The organism is Kribbella sp. NBC_00889 (assembly GCF_045207705.1).
Classification (GTDB): Bacteria; Actinomycetota; Actinomycetes; order Propionibacteriales; family Kribbellaceae; genus Kribbella.
The window spans coordinates 2,426,707-2,448,159 of sequence record NZ_CP108783.1; the positions used below are offsets into that span (position 1 = coordinate 2,426,707).

23 protein-coding genes are annotated in these 21,453 nt (G+C 68.1%); 14 read left to right on the plus strand and 9 right to left on the minus strand.

Annotation, left to right across the window (positions count from 1 at the left end; translation table 11 throughout):
• Positions 1–18 precede the first annotated feature (18 nt).
• The 6 genes from OG817_RS11720 to OG817_RS11745 all read left to right on the plus strand — a co-directional run bounded on the left by OG817_RS11720 (position 19) and on the right by OG817_RS11745 (position 5,648).
• Positions 19–429 carry a hypothetical protein gene (locus OG817_RS11720; protein ID WP_396393574.1) on the plus strand — a complete coding sequence of 137 codons (411 nt, stop codon included), beginning with the start codon at positions 19–21 and terminating at the stop codon, positions 427–429.
• Positions 426–2,471, plus strand: coding sequence for an alkaline phosphatase family protein (locus OG817_RS11725; protein ID WP_406053993.1), 2,046 nt, complete (start codon positions 426–428; stop codon positions 2,469–2,471). The genes OG817_RS11720 and OG817_RS11725 overlap by 4 nt, the downstream gene beginning before the upstream one ends.
• A 12-nt stretch (positions 2,472–2,483) precedes the next feature.
• The gene (locus tag OG817_RS11730; protein WP_406053995.1) at positions 2,484–4,079 is read left to right on the plus strand and encodes a phospholipase D family protein; all 1,596 of its coding nucleotides are present in this window, start codon (positions 2,484–2,486) and stop codon (positions 4,077–4,079) included.
• Positions 4,080–4,166: 87 nt separating this feature from the next.
• On the plus strand, positions 4,167–4,733 hold the full coding sequence (locus tag OG817_RS11735; RefSeq protein WP_396393577.1) for a hypothetical protein: 567 nt from the start codon (positions 4,167–4,169) through the stop codon (positions 4,731–4,733).
• Between the two features lie 14 nt (positions 4,734–4,747).
• Positions 4,748–5,212 carry an RDD family protein gene (locus OG817_RS11740; RefSeq protein WP_406053997.1) on the plus strand — a complete coding sequence of 155 codons (465 nt, stop codon included), beginning with the start codon at positions 4,748–4,750 and terminating at the stop codon, positions 5,210–5,212.
• A gap of 10 nt (positions 5,213–5,222) precedes the next feature.
• The gene (locus OG817_RS11745; RefSeq protein ID WP_396393579.1) at positions 5,223–5,648 is read left to right on the plus strand and encodes a hypothetical protein; all 426 of its coding nucleotides are present in this window, start codon (positions 5,223–5,225) and stop codon (positions 5,646–5,648) included.
• Positions 5,649–5,656: 8 nt separating this feature from the next.
• Here OG817_RS11745 and OG817_RS11750 read toward each other — a convergent pair whose 3' ends face one another.
• Entirely contained in the window at positions 5,657–8,122 is a 2,466-nt protein-coding gene (locus tag OG817_RS11750; protein ID WP_406053999.1) for a LuxR C-terminal-related transcriptional regulator, read from the minus strand.
• Between the two features lie 412 nt (positions 8,123–8,534).
• Between OG817_RS11750 and OG817_RS11755 the strand changes: the two genes are divergently transcribed.
• The 5 genes from OG817_RS11755 to OG817_RS11775 all read left to right on the plus strand — a co-directional run bounded on the left by OG817_RS11755 (position 8,535) and on the right by OG817_RS11775 (position 11,432).
• Positions 8,535–8,801, plus strand: coding sequence for a hypothetical protein (locus tag OG817_RS11755; RefSeq protein WP_360455935.1), 267 nt, complete (start codon positions 8,535–8,537; stop codon positions 8,799–8,801).
• Positions 8,788–9,027: a hypothetical protein gene (locus OG817_RS11760; protein WP_406054001.1), complete on the plus strand. Its 240-nt coding sequence runs from the start codon at positions 8,788–8,790 to the stop codon at positions 9,025–9,027. Before OG817_RS11755 ends, OG817_RS11760 begins: the two co-directional genes overlap by 14 nt.
• Positions 9,028–9,109: 82 nt before the next feature.
• Positions 9,110–9,556: a DUF6325 family protein gene (locus tag OG817_RS11765; protein ID WP_406054003.1), complete on the plus strand. Its 447-nt coding sequence runs from the start codon at positions 9,110–9,112 to the stop codon at positions 9,554–9,556.
• A gap of 10 nt (positions 9,557–9,566) precedes the next feature.
• Positions 9,567–9,845, plus strand: a complete 279-nt coding sequence (locus OG817_RS11770; protein ID WP_406054005.1) for an SHOCT domain-containing protein — start codon at positions 9,567–9,569, stop codon at positions 9,843–9,845.
• Between the two features lie 9 nt (positions 9,846–9,854).
• Positions 9,855–11,432, plus strand: coding sequence for an MFS transporter (locus OG817_RS11775; RefSeq protein ID WP_406054007.1), 1,578 nt, complete (start codon positions 9,855–9,857; stop codon positions 11,430–11,432).
• Here the strand turns inward: OG817_RS11775 and OG817_RS11780 are convergent.
• Complete coding sequence (locus tag OG817_RS11780; protein ID WP_396393585.1) at positions 11,413–11,952, minus strand: potassium channel family protein; 540 nt, start codon at positions 11,950–11,952, stop codon at positions 11,413–11,415. The two genes, OG817_RS11775 and OG817_RS11780, sit on opposite strands and share 20 nt — an antisense overlap.
• A 141-nt stretch (positions 11,953–12,093) precedes the next feature.
• Here OG817_RS11780 and OG817_RS11785 point away from each other — a divergent pair, with 141 nt between their 5' ends.
• Both OG817_RS11785 and OG817_RS11790 read left to right on the plus strand, forming a co-directional pair.
• The gene (locus OG817_RS11785; protein WP_406054009.1) at positions 12,094–13,587 is read left to right on the plus strand and encodes a DUF2252 domain-containing protein; all 1,494 of its coding nucleotides are present in this window, start codon (positions 12,094–12,096) and stop codon (positions 13,585–13,587) included.
• 16 nt (positions 13,588–13,603) lie between these two features.
• Positions 13,604–14,167: an HdeD family acid-resistance protein gene (locus OG817_RS11790; protein WP_406054011.1), complete on the plus strand. Its 564-nt coding sequence runs from the start codon at positions 13,604–13,606 to the stop codon at positions 14,165–14,167.
• A 14-nt stretch (positions 14,168–14,181) separates the two neighbouring features.
• On the opposite strand, the gene OG817_RS11795 is transcribed toward OG817_RS11790, so the two are convergent.
• From OG817_RS11795 to OG817_RS11815, 5 genes are read right to left on the minus strand one after another with little or no spacing between them, the layout of a single operon-like run.
• A complete protein-coding gene (locus tag OG817_RS11795) occupies positions 14,182–15,258 on the minus strand; it encodes a sulfite oxidase (RefSeq protein WP_406054013.1) in 1,077 nt (358 codons plus the stop codon).
• Positions 15,259–15,284: 26 nt separating this feature from the next.
• Positions 15,285–16,148, minus strand: a complete 864-nt coding sequence (locus OG817_RS11800) for an enoyl-CoA hydratase/isomerase family protein (protein WP_406054015.1) — start codon at positions 16,146–16,148, stop codon at positions 15,285–15,287.
• Entirely contained in the window at positions 16,145–17,485 is a 1,341-nt protein-coding gene (locus OG817_RS11805; protein ID WP_406054017.1) for a Dyp-type peroxidase, read from the minus strand. Before OG817_RS11805 ends, OG817_RS11800 begins: the two co-directional genes overlap by 4 nt.
• A gap of 6 nt (positions 17,486–17,491) precedes the next feature.
• Positions 17,492–18,622: a DUF4331 family protein gene (locus OG817_RS11810; RefSeq protein ID WP_406054019.1), complete on the minus strand. Its 1,131-nt coding sequence runs from the start codon at positions 18,620–18,622 to the stop codon at positions 17,492–17,494.
• Positions 18,623–18,646: 24 nt separating this feature from the next.
• The gene (locus tag OG817_RS11815) at positions 18,647–19,183 is read right to left on the minus strand and encodes a hypothetical protein (protein ID WP_396393592.1); all 537 of its coding nucleotides are present in this window, start codon (positions 19,181–19,183) and stop codon (positions 18,647–18,649) included.
• Positions 19,184–19,333: 150 nt separating this feature from the next.
• Between OG817_RS11815 and OG817_RS11820 the strand changes: the two genes are divergently transcribed.
• Positions 19,334–19,561 (plus strand): hypothetical protein, encoded by a 228-nt coding sequence (locus OG817_RS11820; RefSeq protein ID WP_360455974.1) that lies wholly within the window; start codon positions 19,334–19,336, stop codon positions 19,559–19,561.
• Positions 19,562–19,688: 127 nt separating this feature from the next.
• On the opposite strand, the gene OG817_RS11825 is transcribed toward OG817_RS11820, so the two are convergent.
• Both OG817_RS11825 and OG817_RS11830 read right to left on the minus strand, forming a co-directional pair.
• Positions 19,689–19,910 carry a hypothetical protein gene (locus OG817_RS11825; RefSeq protein WP_360455977.1) on the minus strand — a complete coding sequence of 74 codons (222 nt, stop codon included), beginning with the start codon at positions 19,908–19,910 and terminating at the stop codon, positions 19,689–19,691.
• Positions 19,911–19,923: 13 nt separating this feature from the next.
• Positions 19,924–21,294: a S8 family peptidase gene (locus OG817_RS11830; RefSeq protein ID WP_406054022.1), complete on the minus strand. Its 1,371-nt coding sequence runs from the start codon at positions 21,292–21,294 to the stop codon at positions 19,924–19,926.
• Between the last annotated feature and the right edge of the window lie 159 nt (positions 21,295–21,453).

The window sequence follows — 21,453 nt, forward strand, 5'->3', positions numbered from 1 at the left end:
GGAGGGGTGTGGACACAGATGACCGACGACCGCACTGTCGAGTCGCAGGCCGACTCGGGCTGGGCGATGAGCGGAGTCGCCTTCGCCGCCGCGATGCTGCTATTGATCGGTGCCTTCCACGTGATCGCCGGCTTTGCCGCCATCCTGAACGACGAGTACCTCGTGCGGGTCAGGGGCTACGCCTTCGATCTGGATATCACCGCCTGGGGATGGATCCACCTGATCCTGGGCCTGGCGCTCGTCGCGACCGCCTTCGGTCTGTTCTCCCGAGCGCGCTGGGCCGGTGTGGTCGCCCTCTTCCTGGTGGTGCTGAGTGCGATCGACAACTTCTTCTTCATTCCCTATCAGCCATTCTGGGCGCTGCTGCTGATCGCCCTCGACGTGTGGGTGATCTGGGCGCTGACGCGTCCGCGCGCGCTCCGTACGTGACGGCCGGACAAACCGTGTCCACGCCGCTGGTCCGCACCGGCGATCTCGGCCGGATCGTCGCCACCTATGTCAGCTCGGTGCTGGCCCTTGCCATCGCGGACGCCGTCCTGCCCGGCCTCAGGATCTCGTCGTTCCCACAGCTGCTCGCCGCGGCCGCGGCGACCCTCCTGGTCGGTGCGTTGGTGCGTCCTTTGCTCGTCGCCGCAAGTGCCGCGATCGGATGGTTCGCGGTACTCCTCCTGGCGGTGCTCGGACAGGCCGCGATCCTCGCGTTGGCGCTCACCCTGATCCCGGGGGTCGAGGCGGACTCGTTCTGGGTCGTGCTCGCGGCGGCGTGGATCGCGGCGGCCGCGGCGACGATCGTGGCGTGGCTCTGCTCCTCCGGTACGCCGGAAGCCTTCACGGCAACCCTCGTCCGCCGGACCAGGCGGCGGCGGACAAAAGTCGACGATCCCGAGGCTCCTGGCGTCATCTTCGTACAGCTCGACGGCGTGCCGTTCCCGGTCCTGCGCTGGCAACTCATGGCCGCCACCCTGCCCACGATGGGTCGCTGGATCCGCGAAGGCGGCTATCGGCTGGTGGAGTGGACCCCGGTGCTCCCGCCCACCACGCCTGCCAGTCAGTTGGGGATCCTGCACGGCCGCATCGACGGCGTACCCGCCTTCCGTTGGTACGACCGGGCCCTGGGGCGGGTACTGGTGAGCAACCGGGCCGCTGACGCGGCCGAGATCGAGCGCCGGGCCACCGACGGCCGCGGTCTGCTGGCCGATGGCGGCGTGAGTATCTCCAACCTCTTCAGCGGCGACGCCGAGCGGTCGGTGCTGACGATGAGCAAGATCGAACTCAAGCGCGGTTCGGCCGACACACGTCGTCGCGCTGCTTGGTATCTGGCCCGGCCGGACGGTTTCGCCGGCAGCCTGTCCGGGGCGATCGCCGAGATCGCCCGGGAGAGGTTCGAGTCACGTCGGCAACGCCGTCGCGATGTTCTGCCGAGGGGACACCGTGGCTGGCTGTTCGCCGGTATGCGGGCGGTGACGAACGTCGTACTGCGGGATCTCAACACCGCACTGGTGGCCGAGGAGATGATTCACGGCACCCGGGTCGTGTATGTCGACTATGTCGACTACGACGAGGTGGCCCATCACGCCGGCTCCTTGCGGCCGGAGTCGCTGGGCACGCTGGATCGGCTCGATCACGTGCTGGCATGCCTGGAGGCCGTCGCCGCGGAAGCACCGCGGCCGTACCGGCTGGTCGTCCTGTCCGACCACGGGCAGTCCCAGGGAGCGATCTTCGCCGATCGGTACGGGATCGACCTGGCTGCGGTCTGCTCGCAGCTCACCGCGGCACAGGTCGAGGCGGTCCAGCAGTCGGTCGAGGGCTGGGGGCGCCTGAACGGCCTGCTGACGGATCTGGCCGGCGGCGGCTCCGGAACTCGACGGGTCGCCCGGGATGCGGCGCTCCGAGTGCAGGACCGCTCCGCTCCACCGGCGGTCACCACCGCTTCGGACCTCGTCGTCCTCGGGTCCGGCAACCTCGGCCTGGTGTACGCCGCTGAGGAGCGCCGCCTGACGATGGAGGACATCACCGATCGATGGCCGGCTCTCATCCCCGGGCTCGTGAACCACGACGGGATCGGATTCGTCGCGGTGATGAGCACCGAGCACGGGCCGCTGGTGCTCGGGCCGTCGGGTGTCCACCGGCTGTCCGACGCCAAGGTGACGGGCGATGACCCGTTGGCGCCGTTCGGGCCGCACGCCTCGGCCGACCTGCTGAGAGCGGTATCGATGCCCGAGGCACCTGACTTGTATGTGAACAGTTCCGTCGACCGGGACACCGGCGAGGTCTCCGCTTTCGAAGGTCTGGTCGGCTGTCACGGTGGACTCGGCGGCTGGCAGGGACGGGCGATGCTGCTGGCTCCACCCGACCTGGTGATCCCGGACCACCCGATCCGCGGCGCGGACGCGCTCCATCGCGTGCTTGTCGCGTACCTCGAACAGCTCGGACAGCGCAGCGGGATCTCGCGCGATACCGCGGACGTGTGAGGGGGTGTGACGATGACCGACCACACTGCCGGGCAATGGTTCCTCACCCCGGACGAGCGCGGCAATCCCGGCACGGACATCGACCGGGTGGGAGACATCGACGGGTCCTGGGTCGACGGCAACCTGGTTCGGCCGCTGATCCACGGGGCGACGTACTTCCGTCGCTTGTACGAAGAACTGTGCGCGCTGCGGCCCGGCGACCGGATCTTCTTCACCGACTGGCGTGGCGACGCGGACGAGAAGCTGCTGCCCGACGGTCCGACGATCGGAACCGTGCTGGCCGATCTGGCCCGATCAGGAGTCGAGGTCAGAGCGCTGCTCTGGCGATCGCATTCGGATCATATGCAGTTCAACGCTCAGGAGAACCAGCGGCTGGGAACGAAGCTCAACAAGGCCGGCGCCGAAGTGCTGCTCGACCAGCGGGTCCGGCGCCTGGCCTCGCATCACCAGAAGCTGTTCGTGATCCGTCACCACGGCCGGCCGGAACAGGCGGTCGCGTTCGTCGGCGGCATCGACCTGTCCCACCAGCGCCGTGACGACGGCGAGCATCTCGGGGATCCACAGCAGGCGCCGATGGATCGCAGGTACGGCGACCGTACGCCGTGGCACGACGCGGCGCTGGAGATCCGCGGACCGGTCGTCGGCGATCTGCTCCGCACCTTCATCGAGCGCTGGGACGACGGCCATCCGCTCGACCGGCGGACGCCGTACCGGATGATCGTGCAACGGCTCGCCCGGATGCCGCGCCATCCGAAGTCGCTGCCGGAGCAGTTCCCCGATCCGCCGCCGGCCGGGCCGCACGCCGTCCAGGTACTGCGAACATATGCCCACAAACGGCCCGGCTATCCGTTCGCGCCGCAGGGGGAGCGGAGCATCGCCCGGGCGTACGGCAAGGCGTTCGGCAATGCCCGGCACTTGATCTACCTGGAGGACCAGTACCTGTGGTCAGAGCTGATCGCGCAGGGGATCCACGATGCCCTCGAACGCTCGCCCAGCCTGCGCGTGATCATCGTCGTACCGCGGTACCCGGACGCCGACGGTGCCGTGAGTGGGCCGCCGGCACGCTTCGGTCAGTTGCGCGCTGTGCGGATGCTGCGCCGGACCGCGCCCGAGCGGGTCGGGATCTACAACCTGGAGAACGCCGAGGGGGCGCCGATCTACGTGCACGCGAAGATCTGCATCGTCGACGACGTGTGGTTCACCTGCGGCTCGGACAACTTCAACCGCCGCTCCTGGACCTGTGACAGCGAACTCACCTGTGCGGTGCTGGACCCGACTCCCGACGACCGGGAGTTGGTTGCCGAGGGCGCCCGTCGGCTCGCCCGGGACCTGCGGCTGGAGGTGTGGTCGGAGCATCTCGGCCGGCCGGTCGCCGACCTCGCGCAGCTCGACCCGTTGACGGGGTTCGAGCTGTGGCAGCGAACCGCCGCGGACCTGGAGGCCTGGTACGCCGGCGGCAAGAAGGGCAGGCGGCCACCCGGACACATCCGTCCGCACGTGACGCAACACGTGACCCGTTTCCAGGCGCTCTGGGCCGAACCGCTGTACCGGCTGATCTACGACCCCGACGGCCGCCCCCGCCAGATGCGCCGCAACAATGAGTTCTGACCCTGAGTGTCGAGTACCTCACTCATCCTGGTGGTCTCCCCCACCATGGATGAGGCGGGGCCTGGCGGGCGGACGCAGCATGGTCGCGTGGGTACTTCAGAGCAGTCCGAGAACCCGCCTGACGCGCCGCCGGCGAGCCGGGACGCGATCCCCGTGCTCGACGCGGCAGTCGGGGCCTCAGTGCTGGCAGCGGCCGCCGCGCAGACGGTAGGGCGCCGGCTCGGGGGAGCTCTCAGCCCGGTCAGGCGCCGGGTCGGAGGGGTTCTCAACCCGGTCGCCGTCGTGATCCTGCGGCCGCCGATGCTGGCGGAGCGTTACCAGGCCGCCACGTGGCTGGCAGCCCTGGCCGAGCGTGGTGGCCAAGGACGTGCGGAGGCGGAGCGTCAACTGTCGGTCATGCTGGACCGGTTGGTTCCCGCGGTGGCGGCAGAGGTGCTGAAGCGACTCGACATGGCCGGGATGGCGGAAGGTGTCATCGCGGAGGTCGACCTCGCCGAGATGATCCGGCAGTCCACCGGATCTGTGGCTTCCGACACCGTGCGCGGCGTACGCATGCAGGGTATCTCCGGCGACGAGGCCGTGGGCCGGGTGGTCGCCCGGCTGAGGCTGCGGCGTGGCCGGACAGAATCTGAGATGACGCCCACGCAACCATGAGAACGGACGAGCCCGTGTCGATCGTCCCGCGGGAGGCCCAGCCGTACCAGGGACGACGAGCGGGCCTCGTCACCCGATCGGTGGCCAGTGTCATCGACGCGGTCGTCGTAGCGGTAGCGGTGCTGGCCGGCTATGTGGGCGTCAACGGGCTGAGGTTCCTGATCCGGCCACGGGATTTCCAGTTCAGTGAGGCATCGCCGCTGCCGAGCGTGGGGACCGCGCTGCTGGTTCTCGTCGTCTACCTGAGCGTCGCCTGGTCGACCACCGGACGGACCTACGGCTGCCACGTGATGGCACTGCGGGTGGTCGACCGTCGCGGCCGACGGGTGCGCCCGCTCGTCGCGCTGCTGCGGGCTGTCTTCGCGGCCGTGTTCCCGCTCGGACTGCTGTTGTGCGCCGGTGGCCACCAGCACTCGGTGCAGGATCTCGTCCTGCGTACGTCGGTCATCTACGACTGGCGACCCGGATTGCCACGCTGAGGAGGCGACCATGCCGGACACCGATCGAAGCGCCGCGAAGCCGCGATGGATCTGGGTCGGCCCGATCACGTTCGCCGGCGTGATGATGATCATTCTCGGCCTCTCGCACGGCTTCCAGGGGTTCGTCGCCCTGTTCAACGAGGGGTACTACGTGGTCGAGAAGAACGGTCTCGCGATCCACATGGGCTACACCGGCTGGGTCTGGACGCACCTGATCGTCGGCACCGTCGTCTTCGTGGCCGGATTCTGTGTCCTCGTGGGGCAGGTGTGGGCCAGGGTCGTCGGAGTGATCCTCGCCGTCCTGAGCATTCTGGTGAACGTGGCGTTCCTCGCCGCGGCTCCGGGCTGGAGCACGATCATGATCGCCGTGGACATCCTGGTGATCTGGGCACTGACCTTCCACGGTCGTGAGGTGCGGCCCAGGCATGGCGCCTGAATGAGTACCTAAGCCTCTGGGCGTGAGGGCAGCAGTCCCAGCTCCCACGCCCGCCGTACGGCCTCGTTGCGGCGCGAGGCGCTCAGCTTGCGAAGAATGCTCCGGACATGGCTGCGCACCGTGTTGACGGAGACGTACATGGTGCTGGCGATCTCTTCGGTGGTCAGTAACTCGGCGAGGTACTCGAGTACCTCGTGCTCCTTGCTGGTCAATGCGGCGGTGACCACCAGTTCGGGCCGGGCCACTGCCCAGCGATCGGCGGTGCGGTCGCGACCGCGAAGGCTCGGCGCGCGGAGCCACGGGTGGTGTCTCATCAGCTCACCGGACGGCTGCAGCAGCTTTCGCACCGCCGGCGGCGCCTCCGCGAACGGACGGCGGAGCTGCTCGGGGGCGGCCAGTCTGAGGGCCCGCTCCAGGCAGATCCCACTTCGACCGGTGTCTCCGGTCCTGATCGACTCCGCGGCCTGGACCAGCCAGCCGTCCACCTGGGTGTCGAGTGCGACGACGCGATCCGTGGCCGGGAGTGGCTGAGCGGGCGGGCGCTCGCCGGCCTCGGTGGCTGCTCGCTGCAGCACCAGACGCGAGCCGAGGTGGTCGCGACCCGCGGACTGCTCGATCGCCGTCACGGCCTCTCGTGGCTGGTGTTGTGCCACGAGCATCTTCGCCTCGTCGATGGTCAGCGCCTGGCCGAGCCAGCCACCCTGCACGCCGTAGCTGCGGCGCGCCGCTCGGAGTTCCGCAGCGGCGAGATCGATGTCGCCGCTTGCCCGCAGCAGCCTGGCCCGAACCAGAGCGAGTGCGGCAGCGAGAACTCGCGCGTCGTGGGTGGGCGCGGCCTCGGCAGCGCGCTGCACCATTTCTTCGGCGCTGGGCAGATCGCCCCGGTCGGTGTACACCCAGGCCCCGGCCACGATTGCGGACTGCGACAGTTGCGCCCCCGACTCCGCCAGCGCGGTCGCGTGCGCGACGACCTCCCCGGCGCGCCGCAGATGTCCCCAGGCCGCTTCCACCAGCGCGGCCATGCCGAGGAAGTCGACGAGGGCCTCGTGGGCACCGCTGTCCTCCGCGAGCGCGATGCCTTCGGTGAAGGCCGCGAGGGCTGCCGGGAAGTCTCCGTGCTGGAGCAGCACCCTGCCCTTGCAGTCGGCGATGAGCAGCCTCGCTTCTGGATGCGCGATAGCTGACTCCGGCGATGCCGCTCGCAGGTCGGCCTCCGCGGTCAGGACCGCGACCAGCCCGCCCTCGGGATTCTCGCTGAGGCTCGCACAGACCGCTTGTAGCACTGTGATGGCCAACTCGGCGGCTTGTCGTCGAGCCGACAGCTGAAGGTCCAGCCGGACAGTGGCCTTGCCGAGTTCCGCCGTACAGCGGTCCACATCGAACTTGGCCAGCGCGCGGGCGGCTCTGATGATCGCGGCCTCGGTACTGTCCAGATCGTCGGGAATTCCGGCGAACAACGTTGTCAGCTGCCGACGCCGGCGCCCGACGAGGAGACCGGCGACGTCGAGATCCTCCACCAGGTACCGGGCTGCGTGCTGCCACTCACCGGCCGTGACGGCATGGTGGATCGCCTCGAGCGGCAGATGGTCCCGGGCGAACCAGGCAGCCGCAGCGCGGTGCAGCGCCGGGACGGCGGTAGGCCGCTCGTACAGCAGTTGGGCGCGAAGGAACTCTCGAAACAGCGGCTGGTAGGTGTAGCTGTCCGCTGTCCCCGGAACAGGCCGGATGAACGAGTTGCCGTGGGAGAGGAACTGCAACGACCGAAGGTCACAGGCCTGCCCGGTCAGCGCCTCGGCCAGCGCCGGCCGGACCTCGTCGACGATGCTGGTGGAGAGCAGGAACTGGCGCAGCTCCGGCGGCTGAGCGTCGAGGACCTCGGTCATCAGGTACGCCGCCAGGTTTCCGGAGTCACCGCGGAACTCCCGGATGACCCGCTCCGCGTCGGCCTTCCCGGCCAGGTTCATGGCCGCGAACATCAGGCCGGCGGGCCAGCCGTCGGTCCGGGCCTGGAGTTCGGCGACTTCCGAGGCAGTCAGTTCGAGCTTGTGCGCGCGCATCAGCGCTGCGGTCTCGTCCGTCGTGAAGGCCAGGTCGGTGGCCCGGATCTCGGCGATGGTGCCCGCCAGTCGGTAGAGGTGCAGGGGGACGGGCGGGTCGGACCGCGTCACCAGCACGACTCGGACGCGTCCGGCATTGCCGCGGATGAGGCGATGGAGGCTCCGTCCGAACTTGGGCGTCACCGCGAGGTCGCCGCAGTCCACCACGAGCACCAGTACGTCGTGATCGCGGCCCTGCAGACCTTCGCGCACCGACTCCACCATGGCCGGGGCATCTTCGCTGCCGGCGTCCAAGGCGATTCGCTTGACGACGGCCGGACCCTGGTAAACCGCTGCCCACGACTCCAGCAGGATGGTCTTGCCGAAGCCTGCGGGCGCACTGATCAAGGTGAGCGGCAGCTGAACGCCCAGACTCACGCGATCGACAAGACGCGGCCGCGGCACTGTCCCCGGTGGAATCGCCGAGATCGTGGGTCTGGACCTCAGGCGACTGTCGAATGGTGCGTCCGGTGAAGTACTGCGTCGGTTGTCCGCCCCTGCGTGCTGATTGCTCGGCATGGTCCCCCTCCTGGCGCGTGCGGCATCACTCAACGCTGGGGAGGCGGTGCGCTGCGAGTCGCACATCTTGACGAAATCACGGAATGCCCTGTAAAACCAGCGTTTCTCGTCCGATTGCCGGACAATTCGACACCTAGTGGTCTCTCCTTGAGACGCGGTGGAAGGTGGCGCTCGGGGCCGAACGCGGCCAGTTCACCCCACAGGGATGAAGCCGCGGTACCCGACCCCTGCGAGCGTCGAACGCACACGTTGGGAACGGAGTGTGGGTTCGATGGTCGACGCGACATACGAGATCCGCGTGGCGGGCGCCGTACCCGAACAGGATCTTCGCGACATGGGTGCGGAGACACTTGCCGTCGACCAGGCCAGCACCGTCGTCTACAGCATCCCCGACCAGTCGGCGCTCTACGGCCTGCTGGCCAGACTTCGGGCCCTGGGCATCGAGGTGGTCGAGGTTCGCCGGATCCTGGACCCGGCGTCGGCATCGACGGAGTGGACCGAGATCGATCCGGGAAGGGGAGACGATGACAGCACCTGAGTTCCGCCCGTCGTACCAAGTCGCCGTTCAGGGAGAGCTGAAGCCGGCCGTTCTCGTCTTCTGCGCGGGCCGGCAGGCTCATCACCAGACGTCCGGGGTCTTTCGGTTGCGGGTCAACGACGAGCAGGGCATCGCCGATCTGGTCGCGATGCTCGAGGCCGCGGGCCTGACGATCCTGAGTATCCGGCAGGTCAGTCCGCCGGCCGCTGCGAGCGTGTCCGCCTGAGTTCATCCCGCGCGGGTGATGCCCTGCTGACAGCCGCGCGACAGTGTGGCGACGAACAATCCGTGTGGAGGGATGCAGAGTCATGCCAGATACAGAGGTTCATGGACCCATCGATTACGTACTCCTCGAGTTCACGGGCAACCGGCTGACCGGTAGGGCGGCCGAGGAACTGGTGAACCTCGTCGAGCGCGGCATCGTCCACGTGTACGACGTCATGCTGGTCGGCAAGGACGCCGACGGCTCCACCTACATGGTTGATCTGGCCGAGTCGTCAGGTCAGGCCGGCAGCTTCGCCGACCTCGGTGGTGCCCGGTCAGGAATCCTGGCCGAAGACGACCTTCTCGAGGTGGCCGGTGCGATGCAGCCCGGCACCCTGGCGGCGCTGATCGTGTACGAGAACACCTGGGCGATTCCGTTCGTCGCGGCGGCCCTGGAGTCTGGCGGTCAGCTGATCGCCGGCGGGCGGATTCCGGCCGAGGACGTGATGGAAGCACTCGACGCCCTGGAAGCCCTGGAACCGACGAGTTGAGGAGCCCGACATGCCACTGTTGCGAGGATTAGCCAGGACCGCGGCTGTCGCGGGTACCGCGTCGGTTGTCGCGGGCCGGGTCCGGCACCACCAAGACCAGAAGTTCGCCCAGCAGGACGCCGACGCGGCACAGGCCGAACCCGAACCCGCACCCGCGCCGGCCGCACCGGCGCCGGATGCCACAGCGGACCGCTTGGACCAGCTCAAGACCTTGGGCGAGCTGAAGCAGTCAGGTGTTCTCACCGAGGCAGAGTTCGAGGCACAGAAGGCCAAGATTCTCGCCGGCTGAGCCGTTGTCATGACTGAGGAGACCAGGAGCGTTCCGGCGGGGACGGCGGCCAACCCACGGCTTGCCGTCCTCCTGGCGATGGCGATGTTCGTGCTCGTCGTCGACACCTCGCTGATGAACGTGTCCATCTCCTCGGTCGTCAAGGATCTCGACACGACGGTGAGTGGCGTCCAGTCCGCGATCGCGCTCGAGGCGCTGGTGTCCGCGGCGTTCATCCTGATCGGAAGCAAGGTCGGCGACCTGATCGGGCGCAAGCGCGCCTACCTGCTGGGTCTGCTCGGCTACGCGGTCGGTGCCCTGGCGATGACCTTGGCTCAGAGCCTGACCGCGATCATCGTGTTCTGGGCCGTGGTGGGTGGCCTCGGAGCGTCGCTCCTGCTGCCCGCCATGCAGTCACTGATCCATGGCAACTTCGAAGGCAAGGCGCAGGTGAAGGCCTACGCCATGGTCGGGGCCGCTGCTGCGTTGGCTGCCGCGGTCGGACCGCTGCTCGGAGGCTTCATCACCACGTACCTGTCCTGGCGGATAGCGTTCCTGCTCGAGGTCGTGGTGATCGCAGTCGTGGTCTCAGGCCAAAGTCTCGTTCACGACGTGCCGTACACGGGATCCCGGCGAGTGGACGTGGTCGGTGCCATCCTGTCGGTGCTGGGCATGGGCGGCATCGTGCTGGGCATCCTGGTGTGGCAGGAGGGCGGGGAGTTCGTCGGCCTGATCATCGCCACGGGCGCGATCGCTCTCTCGGCGTTCATCTACTGGCTGGTGCGACGCAAGCGCCAGGGCAAGCCGACACTCCTGGACCCGGCCCTGTTCAGCTCCGCTGTCTACCGACTCGGCATCTCCGGGCAGATGCTCCAGCAGATCGCTCTGGGCGGCACCATGATCGTGTTGCCGATCTATCTGCAGATGGTGCTCGAGTACAACGCGATGGAGGCGGGACTGTCCCTCGCGCCGCTGTCGCTCAGCATGTTCGGGATGGCGATCCTTGCCGAGAAGAAGGCGGCCGGGCGAAGCCCGACCAGCATCATCAGGTGGGGATACGTGTGCTTGACCGCGGGCCTGCTGATGCTGATCCCGATCGTTCCCCGGGCCGACTCCGGCTGGATCCTCATCGGACCCCTGATCGTCGCCGGCGTGGGTCTGGGTCTGTTGGTGTCGCAGCTGAACAACTACACGCTGGGGCCGATCTCTGAGGAACGGGTCAGCGAGGCGGCCGGCGTCAACTCGGCGGCCGGATCGTTCGGACTGTCCTTCGGGCTGGCCTTCGCCGGTGCGATCATGCTGGCCACGCTGTCCTTCACCTTCACGGCCCTGTCGGACTCGAGCACCGTCCTTCCGCCGGCGGAGAAGGCGCAGGTCGCCCAGGCGCTGGAAACCGATGCCGAGGTGATGAGCAACACCGCGCTCGACGAGCTGCTCGTCAAGCAACCGCAGGACGTTCGGGACGAGATCATCCGCATCAATACCGAAGCACGGCCTATCGCCCTTCAGGTGGCGCTCGGGATTCCGATTCTCGCCGGCCTTGCCGGGCTGGTGGTCTCCTTCCGGATGATCCGGCTGAAGGATCCGCTCAGTCCTCCCGATGACTGAGATTCTGCTGGACAGCACCGAAGAGCATGCGAGCGACAAGACCGACGATGACGAGATCACCGATCATCTGCACGGTGACGATCGCGCGGGCCGACGATGACACAGCCACGATGTCGCCGAAGCCGACGGTCGCGAAGACGGTCACCGTGAAGTACGCAGAACCGAGCCGGTTCAACGGAGCGTTGAAGTTCGCCGGTTCGGCCCGTGCCATCAGGAAATACGTGGTCGCGAAAACCGCGAGGAACAAGGGCACTGACGTCGCCAGGGATCCGATCGCTCTGACGCGTGGGTAGGGCGAGCGGGCGATCTCGCGGATCTGCCAGGCGAGCAGGATCGACACGACGGCAAGGCCGCCGACCAGGCCGACCACGGCGACTGTGCCGTCCAGGCGCATCGGCAGGAGGAAATAGCCGGCGACGATGAACAAGGACACCAGCAAGGAACGCAGCAACGACGCCACGGCGAGGCGGCGGCGGGACCGCGCCGGGAGCTGGGCGTAGCCGACCTTGGTACCTCTCACAGCCTCAGTGAAGCCCGAACCGAGGGCGGGCGGTTCATCCGGCGCGGGTGATGCTGGCCAAGCGATCCCCGTGTTGGCTGGGTCCCTAGCGGATCTGAGTCTGACGCCCTGGCTCGACCATGTCCGGAGGGAACGAGCAGCATGAGTGCACGGACCACGATGGTGAGGGTAGGGCGAGCCGTACCCACAGCGAGATCAGCCCGCGCCAACGGTGGACTGGCACCCGCTGTCCGTCGTCTCGCTCCGTCCGACCATGCCCGCCTCGGACTCGCAGCGCGGGCAGCGCTCCCGCCGCGCGAGCAGGGACAGCTGGTACTTCCCTCGAACCGTCCGGATCCGGTCGCACTGCTCGAGGCGCAGGCCCGGTCCCGCGTCGCCGAACTCGTGCCGGTGCGGCACGGCCGAATGATGCTGTCCCCGTTCACCTTCTTCCGGGGCAACGCCCTCGGGATGGCCGCCGACCTCGGCGCGGCACCGGTGTCGGGCCTCACCGCACAGCTGTGCGGTGACGCCCACCTGTCGAACTTCGGGGTGTTCGGATCTCCCGAACGGCGCCTGCTCTTCGACCTCAACGACTTCGACGAGACCATCGCCGGTCCGTGGGAGTGGGACGTCAAACGTCTCGCCGCGAGCCTGTCGGTGGCCGGCCGGAGCAACGGGTTCTCGCGCAAGGAGCGCCGCAAGTGCGTCCTGGAGACCGTCCGGCGCTATCGCGATGCCAGTGCCGACTTCGCGACCATGCGAAATCTCGACGTCTGGTACGCCCGTGCCGACATCGACGAGGTCGAGGAGGCCCTGCGCAGCAAGATGAGCGCGAGCCGGCGCAGGAACGTCGACCAGACCTTGCTGAAGGCACGCGGCAGCGGGAGCCTCAAGGCCTTCGCCAAGCTCACCGAGATGACCGATGACGGCGTCCGGATCAAGGCCGACCCACCGCTGGTCGTGCCGATCGCCGATCTCCTGCCCGACGTCGGCCGGGAAGAGCTCGAGACCGGGATCAAGGAGCTGCTGACCCTCTACCGCCGGTCGTTGCCGCCCGAGCAGCGGGACCTGTTCGACCAGTTCGAGTTCGTCGACATGGCCCGCAAAGTGGTTGGGGTGGGCAGCGTCGGCACGCGGTGCTGGATCGTGATGCTGCGCGGTAGAGACGACGGAGATCCGCTACTCCTGCAGGTCAAGGAGGCCGTGCCCTCGGTGCTCAAGACGATGGTGCCCACGGTGCTCAGACAGCGGTCCGCGCCCCGCAACGAGGGCGAGCGCGTGGTGCTGGGGCAACGGCTCATGCAGGCAGCCAGTGACATCTTCCTCGGCTGGCAGCGGGTCGATGGCATCGACGGACAGACTCGCGACTTCTACGTCCGCCAGTTGCGGGACATGAAGGGTTCGGCAGTGGTGGAGAAGATGGATCCGCGCGGCATGACGATGTACGGCCAGCTGTGCGGCTGGACGCTGGCCAGGGCCCATGCGCGATCCGGTGACCGGATCGCGCTGGCGACGTACCTGAACAGCGACGACGCCTTCCCCGAGGCGATGGTCGAGTACGCCGAGGCGTACGCCGACCAGAACGAGCGTGACTACCAGGTGTTCATGGACGCCATCAAGAGCGGCCGCCTGCAGGCGGAGAGCGGCCTGTAGGCCGGGAGGTCTGGAGATGGATCGGGAGCTGTTCACGTCGAGCTGGAAGATCATGGTGGCCCGCGGAGTCGTCGGCATCGTGTTCGGGATCCTGGTGATCGTCTGGCCGATCGAGACCGGGCTCGCCCTGATGGTGCTGTTCGGATTCTGGGCGTTGCTGGAGGGCATCAGTTTGCTGGTGCAGGTGTTTCGGCCCAGCACGGAGGGGAGTCGGCTGGGGCGTGCGCTGCTGGGGGTGATCGCGCTGGTCGTGGCGTTCTTCGCGATCTTCAGTCCGGGCGTGACCGCGCAGACACTGACCTGGATCTTCGGCATCTGGCTGATCGTCCGTGGGCTGTTCGAGGTCTTCACGGCGTTCAGCAGTTACCGGCTCACACCCCGCTGGTTACTCCTCGTAGGTGGCGCGCTGTCGATCCTCCTGGGCGTGTTCTTCGTCGCCAACCCCGGCCGTGGTGCCGTTGGGATCGCGATCTGGCTCGGTCTGATCGCGGTGTGCTGGGGCCTGGTCTTCGTCGTGGCCGGCTTCATGCTCCGCCGCGAACAGTCCTCACCCGCTCCCGCCAACCCCGCACCCGCCTGAGTCGGCGGCACCGGTCAGCGGACGTCGACGTACGAGATCTCGATGGCGTTGTTGCCGTAGCCGATCCTGTTCCACGGCGGTACGTCGGGCTGGACGTTGCCGGCCGCGTCCGTGGCGCGCGCCCGCAGGCTGTGCCGGCCGCGCGTCGCCTCCCACGAGTAGCTCCAGTCCTGCCACTCGTACGGCGTTCGCGGCGGCTCGACCACCGCGGGGCTCCATTCGCTCTCACCGGTGAAGCTCAGCCCGACCTCGGTGATTGCACCGTCTCCGGACCACGCCTTGCCGCGGATCGTGTACGTGCCGGCGGGGATGGTGGAGCTCGGCGCCGGGTCCGTGATCCGGGCCCGCACCCGCATGTGGGTGACCGGCTCGAACGGCCGGTCCGGCCACTGGTAGATGTAGTGGCCGGTCTGGAACTCGCCCACGAACGGCTCGGTGAGTACGTCGAGCCGGGTCAGCCACTTCACCGACGCGACCGCGTACCAGTGCGGCACGACCAGCCGGAACGGCGCGCCGTGGTCGGGCCGCAGCGGTTCGCCGTTCATCTCGTAGGCGATGAGGATCTCGGCGGCCGGACCTGCGGCGTACTCCAGCGGCAGCGAGCGGACGAAGGTCAGGTCGTCGACGTCGTCGAGGACCGAGCTGAGGTGGTATTTGCCGTGGTCGGCACCTTCACAGCGGAGCTCGACGCCGTCCGCGCCGGGCCGCGCTTGTGCCAGAACGTCGGCGAGTCGGGCCCCCTTCCAGTAGGCCGTCGATACCGCGTAGCCGCCCCACGGTTCGCCGGTCGGCAACGGCTTGGTGTCGAGGCGGCCGTTGCCGGCGCACTCGAGGGTGACGGCGTGTTCGGCGGCCGGCAACGCCCGCAAGTCGTCGAGTGTGAGCGAGAGGGGAGCGGCGACCGCGCCACCCACGTGCAGGGCCCCGTCGTGCTCCGGCAGCGCGAAGTTGCTGCGGACATAGTGCTCATCGGTCGAGGTGATGTGATCGCGGAGGGCTGCGTGCGGCGCCTCGGCGTTGAACGGCTCCTCCTTGATCATGGCCAGCGCGGCCCGATTCGCGGCGATCGCATCGGTAATGGTGACGGACATGGCATGCGCTCCTCGGTGCTGGCGTGTCAGTAGTCGGGGTCCTGGAAGTGCGGGTCCCGGTTGTCGTTGAAGGCGCCGATTCCCTCGATCCGGTCCGGGTGCACCGCGGAGCGCCAGTGCGCCTCCATCATGATCGAGATCGCCTGCTCGACGGGCTGGCCGGCGCCCAGCTGGACCGCCCGCTTGACGGCTTGTACGGCGGTCGGCGAATTGCTCGCGATCTTCGCGGCGACGCGGTGGGCCGCCGGCATCAGCTCGTCGGCGGGATGGAGCTCGTTGACCATCCCCAGCCGGTACGCCTCCTGGGCGGTGATCGGGTCACCGGTCATCAGCATCTGCAGGGCCTTGCCGGGCGGCAGGACCCGGGGCAGCAGGACCGGTGAGCCGCCGCCGGCCGCGAGCCCGATCATCGCCTCGGGCTGGCCGAAGGTGGCGCTGTCGGAGGCGAGGATGAAGTCGGTGCTCTGCGCGATCTCGGAACCGCCGCCGTAGGCGATCCCGTTGACCGCGGCGAAGATCGGCTTGCGGAGCTGACGCAGCGTGTACAACGTACGGTCGAAGTCCTGCCGCTGGCGCAACCACTGCTGCTTGGTCATGCTCTTGCGCTGGCGCAGGTCGCTGCCGACCGAGAAGGCGCGGGTGCCGGCGCCGGTGATGATCGCGACGCGGATCGCCGGCTCCACCGCGATGGTCTCCAGAACCTCGGTGAGCCGGGCGCCCATCTCGGTGGTGATCGCGTTGTCGGCCTGTGGCCGGTTCAGGGTGATGACCGCGACGGCGCCCGCGGACGTGTAGTCGAGCAGCACCGACTCGGCCGGGTCGGCGTCACCCGGTGCGGGTGGACCGAAATCCAGGTCTTTCCAGCGGTCGGTTCCGGTGGCTTGAGTCATCGGCTCTCCTCGGTCAGGTCGGCCAGCCAGCGCAGCCCGCGGAGGCCAGGGGCGAAGCAGTACTCGCCGCCGCGGGTGACCACGAACGGCGGAATGTCCTGCAGGCGACGGCGGATCGGATGCCGGGGAACGGTGAAGGTTCCGGTTCCGTTCTGGGGCCCCACGAGAGGGTCGCTTTCCTGCGGGGCGCCGATGAAGATGCCGTCGTTGAGCCACTGCGTCTTGACGAACTCGAACTGCCGCCCCGGATGCGCACCGGCGAAGACGAAGATGATGCCCCGGTCCGCCCCGTCGTCGTCGAGGACTCCGTCGGGCAGCGCCGTACCGTAGCTGGTGCCGCGGCGGATCATCCGATGCAGCCGTACGTCGACGGTCTGTTCGTCCTCCAGGGAGTCGCGGGGATTGGCACGCCGGGCGTGCGCCCCGGCCGGGCACTTGAACCCGCGCGGATCGTCGCGATAGGCGAAGTCGTTCCTGCGCTTCGGGTCCGCACCGAGCTCCGGATCATCATCGTCCGGGGAGAGCGCGAGCGGCGCTCCGGACTGCCAGCGGCCGACCATCTTCGCTCCGAGCAGCGCCTCTTCCCTCCGGTTCGCGGCGTGTTCGCGCAAGTAGCGGCGGTAGGCGGCGACTCGGGTGTGCAGCTTGCGGAACACCACGTAGGTGCCGTTGCGGCCGAGTACGTCCGGTGTCGGCATCGGCGGCAGCGCCCCGGTCTCGTCCGGGTAGCCGAGGACGAACTCACCCGCCTTGATCGGCGGCTCGCCCGGATTCGTCGACTGTGTTCCGACGCCCTCCACGGCCGGCTGCCCGATCCCGTCCCGGAAACCGAACGACGTACGGCCGGACGCGAGCTGGTGGCAGTCCTGTCGCCAGATCACGTCGATCCCGGGGAACTCGTCCTGGGCGCTGCGCGCCCGCTCCACCAGCTCGTCGAGACTCGCTTGGTCCGGGGCGAGGGTGGCGAGGGCGATGTGAACGTCATGGCTGCCCAGCGGTTCTTCCCAGTGGTCGGGGCTGCTCGCACCGACGTCGCCAAGCTCGGCCGCGCGGGCCGCCATGCCCTGCCGGAACTCGGGGGAGAAGCTGTCGAGCGACTGCTGCGGTACGCCGAGTGCGTGCAACCCCTGATAGGTGAAGGCGACCGTCATCCACGCGGACGGGGTGCGGTCCAGGACGGACCGGGCCGATGACATCAGCGGGATCAGCCGGCGGATCAGGTGACGGCCGTCGTCCGGGTCGTTCACCCGCAGCAGGACGTACGCGCCGACGTACGGCGACGGCCGCTCGTGCAATGCGCCGGCTTGGATGTCGTCGAGGTCGAGTACGTCGGTCATGGCCGCCTACACGTGTTCGGGTGGCTGCGGGGGCGTGGGATTCGCGGGGGAGAGGTACGGGAAGACACTTGACGCCGGCCGCGAAGACCGATCGACGCCGTCCCGGATCACAGGCCCGTTGCCGGCGTTGACCAGCAGGGTGAAGAAGGTGTCCATCACGTCGTCGTTGAGCGCTCGCCCGCCGCAGGTCCGGTGCTCCCGCCCCGCCAGGGCGGCCCGCTCGATCTCCAAGAACGACCCGTGCTCCTGATAGGGCTTGCCGATGTCGATCGCGAGCTGGTCGGCGAGCACCAGCTTGGTCAGTGGGTGGTCGCCGTGTTCGTCGGCCGGCCAGTCGACGGTGCCGTCCAGACCGTCCCAGAAGGCGAGGTTGGCGTTCAGCCGCGCCCGGTAGGCGCCGAGATAGCCGTCGGCCAGGTGGAAGCCGTCTTCCATGTTGTAGAGGTCGCGGATCTCCAGGTCCCGGTTGACCGGGTCGAACTGCTTCGGTCCGAGCAGCAGGTTCTTGACCTCGGGCCGGCCGGTCCGCTCGATCCGGATGGTGAGCCGGCCCCGGGTCAGGGTCTCCGCGACCACACCGACCAGGCCGTCCGTCCGGCCGAGCAGCTGCGCGCAGTCGAGTTCGACGACGATGCTCAGTACGTTCTTGCCGTCCAGGAAGATCGCCGACGGGTCGGTGAACGCGAGCTCGCCGGTTGCGATCGTCTTCAGCGCCGCCGGGGCGTCGAGGATGAACGGATCCCAGCGGGGGCCGGCGAACGCCCGTACCCCCGCGCCCTTGCCCCCCTCGGGATCGCCGACTCCGAAGGTGACCTCGTCGCCGGCCGGTGTGCGGCAGAAACCGGACTGCGGGCCTGCCTCGGGGGACTGGTCGGAGAAGACGCAGTCGAAGACCAGTTCCTCGGTGCCCACGGCGAACGGCGCCGATCCGGGCGGTCCGCCGGCCGGCGTGAGCGGCCGAAGCCGGAGCCGGTAGATCAGCCCGTCCGAGAAACGGCCGTCGGGCGGTGCGAACGGCAGGGTGTTGAGAACCAGGACCAGGTTGCCCGGTGTCTCCGGGCTGGGAAACGCGAAGACGTCGGTGATGTCGGCGATGGGCTCGGCCAGCGCACGCGGGCCCGAGATGTGGTCAGACATGCGAGTCTCCTCGGCGGTCCACGCTCAGTCCGCCGCCTCGGCGAGCAACGGGGCCAGGGCCGGTGCCTGGAGCAGCTCGGCCGCCTCCGGGTCGTCCAGGACCTCCTGGAACGCCTTGTTCACGCGCTCGGCCTTGCGGATCTCCTTGACCGTTCCGCCGTAGTTGCGTGCGTAGGCGCCAGCGGTGAGCTGCGCCGACATGATGAAGTCCTTGACCGCCTCCAGGTCGGGCAGACCGTCGTACCCCTCCACATGCCGGAAGATGGCGTCGAACAGCTTCAGCGGTTTGGACGCGAAGTCCAGCATGTAGGCGTCCCAGGAGCCGTCGAAGCTGGTGGCGAACAGCAGCCGGGTGTCATTGTCGAACGGCACGAAACGCGCCTCGTGGATGGTCCCGATCGGCAGGTCGTAGTCGCCGGGCCGGTAGCCGGGGGATTCCTGCAATGCCTGCAAGGTCTTGCGCAGTGCTTCACCGTGTCCGGGTTTCACGTGGAAGAACAGACTGAACTCACTCGTGGGCCCGACCCGAAGGCCCGGCCGGGACGGTGCTTCGGCTGTCATCGGTGATCGCCCTCCTGACGGGAACTGGCCGGCTCAGTCTTGGCCAAGCCGAGCCCGCAAACCTCATCCACGGCGAGTGATTGCCCCGGTGGCGTGGCGAGAACGGGTCTGGGTGTGCGCAAGGGGCCGCGTTGGGCGCATACTGGGGTTGTGGAGCCCTCCCGCGCGACGACGCGTCGTCACTTGTCCACGAGTCCCTTCAAGCCGAAGGTGCCCGAACCGATCAAGACCTTCGAGGTTGGTGATCGGGTGTCCCACGACAAGGAAGGCCTGGGCCGGATCAGTTCGGTCGAAGGGACCTATGCGGTGGTGGTCGACCTGGGCGGCGGCAAGCTGCTGCGCGTCACATCACCCTTCGCCAAGCTGCACACGCTCTGAAGGCTGTCAGAGCAGGCTGAGTAGGCGCTGATCGCTGCCTGGGCGGGGACCAGGATGGTGAACTTGGCCTCACCGAGGTTCCAGAGTCGCCCGAACTCCGGCTGCTCCTTGCGGAGCCTGACCGGGTTCAGTACGGCTCCGGCTCCGAGTTCGGGCTCACCTTGAGCACCTCGCTGATCGATTCGTGCAGGGTTCGCGGCAGGTCAGCGGGGCCTTCTGCATAGACGGCCAGCTCGTCGTCGCCCAGTGGAATGGGCTCCTCGTCGCCCAACGACCCAGCCGCGGCGGTGACCGCCGCGGCGAGGGCGTCAAGGTCGAAGTCGGCCGGGACAGTGATGAGCCAACGCACATGGCCTCCAGGGCTAGCGCTTCAGCGCACTGTACGACGCCGCAGCATTCACAATGCCACGCCCGTATCCCGGATCCCAGTCTGTCCCTGAGACGTTGTGGAGTCCTGCGAGCATCGCGTCACGGAGCTGGTCCGGGGTCATCGAAGGGTTCGCCGACAGAAGCATGGCGGCGACCCCGGCCGCGACCGGGGTCGCCGCGGAGGTGCCGTTGTCGAACGGGCTGTCCGTCTCGCCACCCGGGCGGTCCGGTCCGAAGTTGCCGAAGAAATGCGAGTACGCGGCGAGATCCGGCTTCTCGGGATGGAACATCCCTGGGCCCTGGGAGGAGTAGCCGATGCGTTCGTGCCGTGTGTTGACTGCTGCGACCGTGATGACTTCCTGGATGCTGTTCGCGGCGTGGATCGACCTGCCTGGGCCGATACCCGATGGTTGGCAGTTGCCGCTCGGGCAATTCTGGCCGCAGTTGCCGGCGGCGAACAAGCAGACCGCGCCGGAGGCGACGACCTCGCGTACCTTTCGGGTGAACGGGTGGTTGATGTCGTGGACCTCGTGTTCGGGGAAGCTCGCTATGGGTGGCACGCCGGCGAAGCCGTAGCTGTTGGACGTCAGGTGGGGTGTTCCGTCGATGCGGCGGTGGTCGAGGATCGCCTGGAACATGGCGAGCGCGCCGCCTGAGTTCGCGATGCCCAGGAACGGGTAGTCGTAGAGGCGGGCACTAGGTGCCGCGACGAGGATGTCGGCGGCACACATTGATCCGTGGCTGGTGATCGGTGCGGCGCCAGGTTGTTGCGCGCCGGGACGAGCGAACCCGTCGACGACCGGGTACTGGATGCCGTTGACGCCCTCGTCGACGATCGCGACCGCGATGTTCTGGCCACGGAACCCGTCGTCCCAGGCCCGCCTGACGCCTAGCATCGTCCTGACCACCTCGAGACTGACGGCCTGCCGGAACGGGCGGCAGTCCAATCCGGCACGGGACCGGGCGAGGTCGAGGACATCGTCGTTCTGGAAGAGTGTCAGCGCAGAGTTCGCCCAGACGGTGACGCCGTCGCGAGCTCGCAAATCGTCCAGCCTGGCCGGGTCGACCTCGGCGGCAATGACGACCGAGGTAGCAGGCAGGTCCGGATTCGTGGACGATGCGGCGAACGCGGAGAAGGCGTCCAGCGAAGTCAGCCCGATCCCGGATCCTGGTGCCGGGTCGCTGAACATGGGGATCGACAAGAAGGGCTCGTCGAGCTCCACGCCCATTCCCGCGACTCGATCCATCGACGACGTCATCGTCGGATGCACCGCAAAGGCCGAATCGGCTGATTCCTGGAAGGACTCGAAGCCTCCCGGGACATCCTGGCCGGCCACCTCCAACAGAACCTTGACTTTCGCCATCGTCTGCCACCCCCTGAGACAAGTTGTTCACCGGCCGCCGCGTTGGAAACCGACAGGCGGCGGAACGGTCCCTGGGCCAAGGTTGCGACGATCGACAGGCAAAAGGAAGAGTCAAGTCTGTGTGGGCGCGTTCTTCTGGGGCGATTGATTGAAGCAACT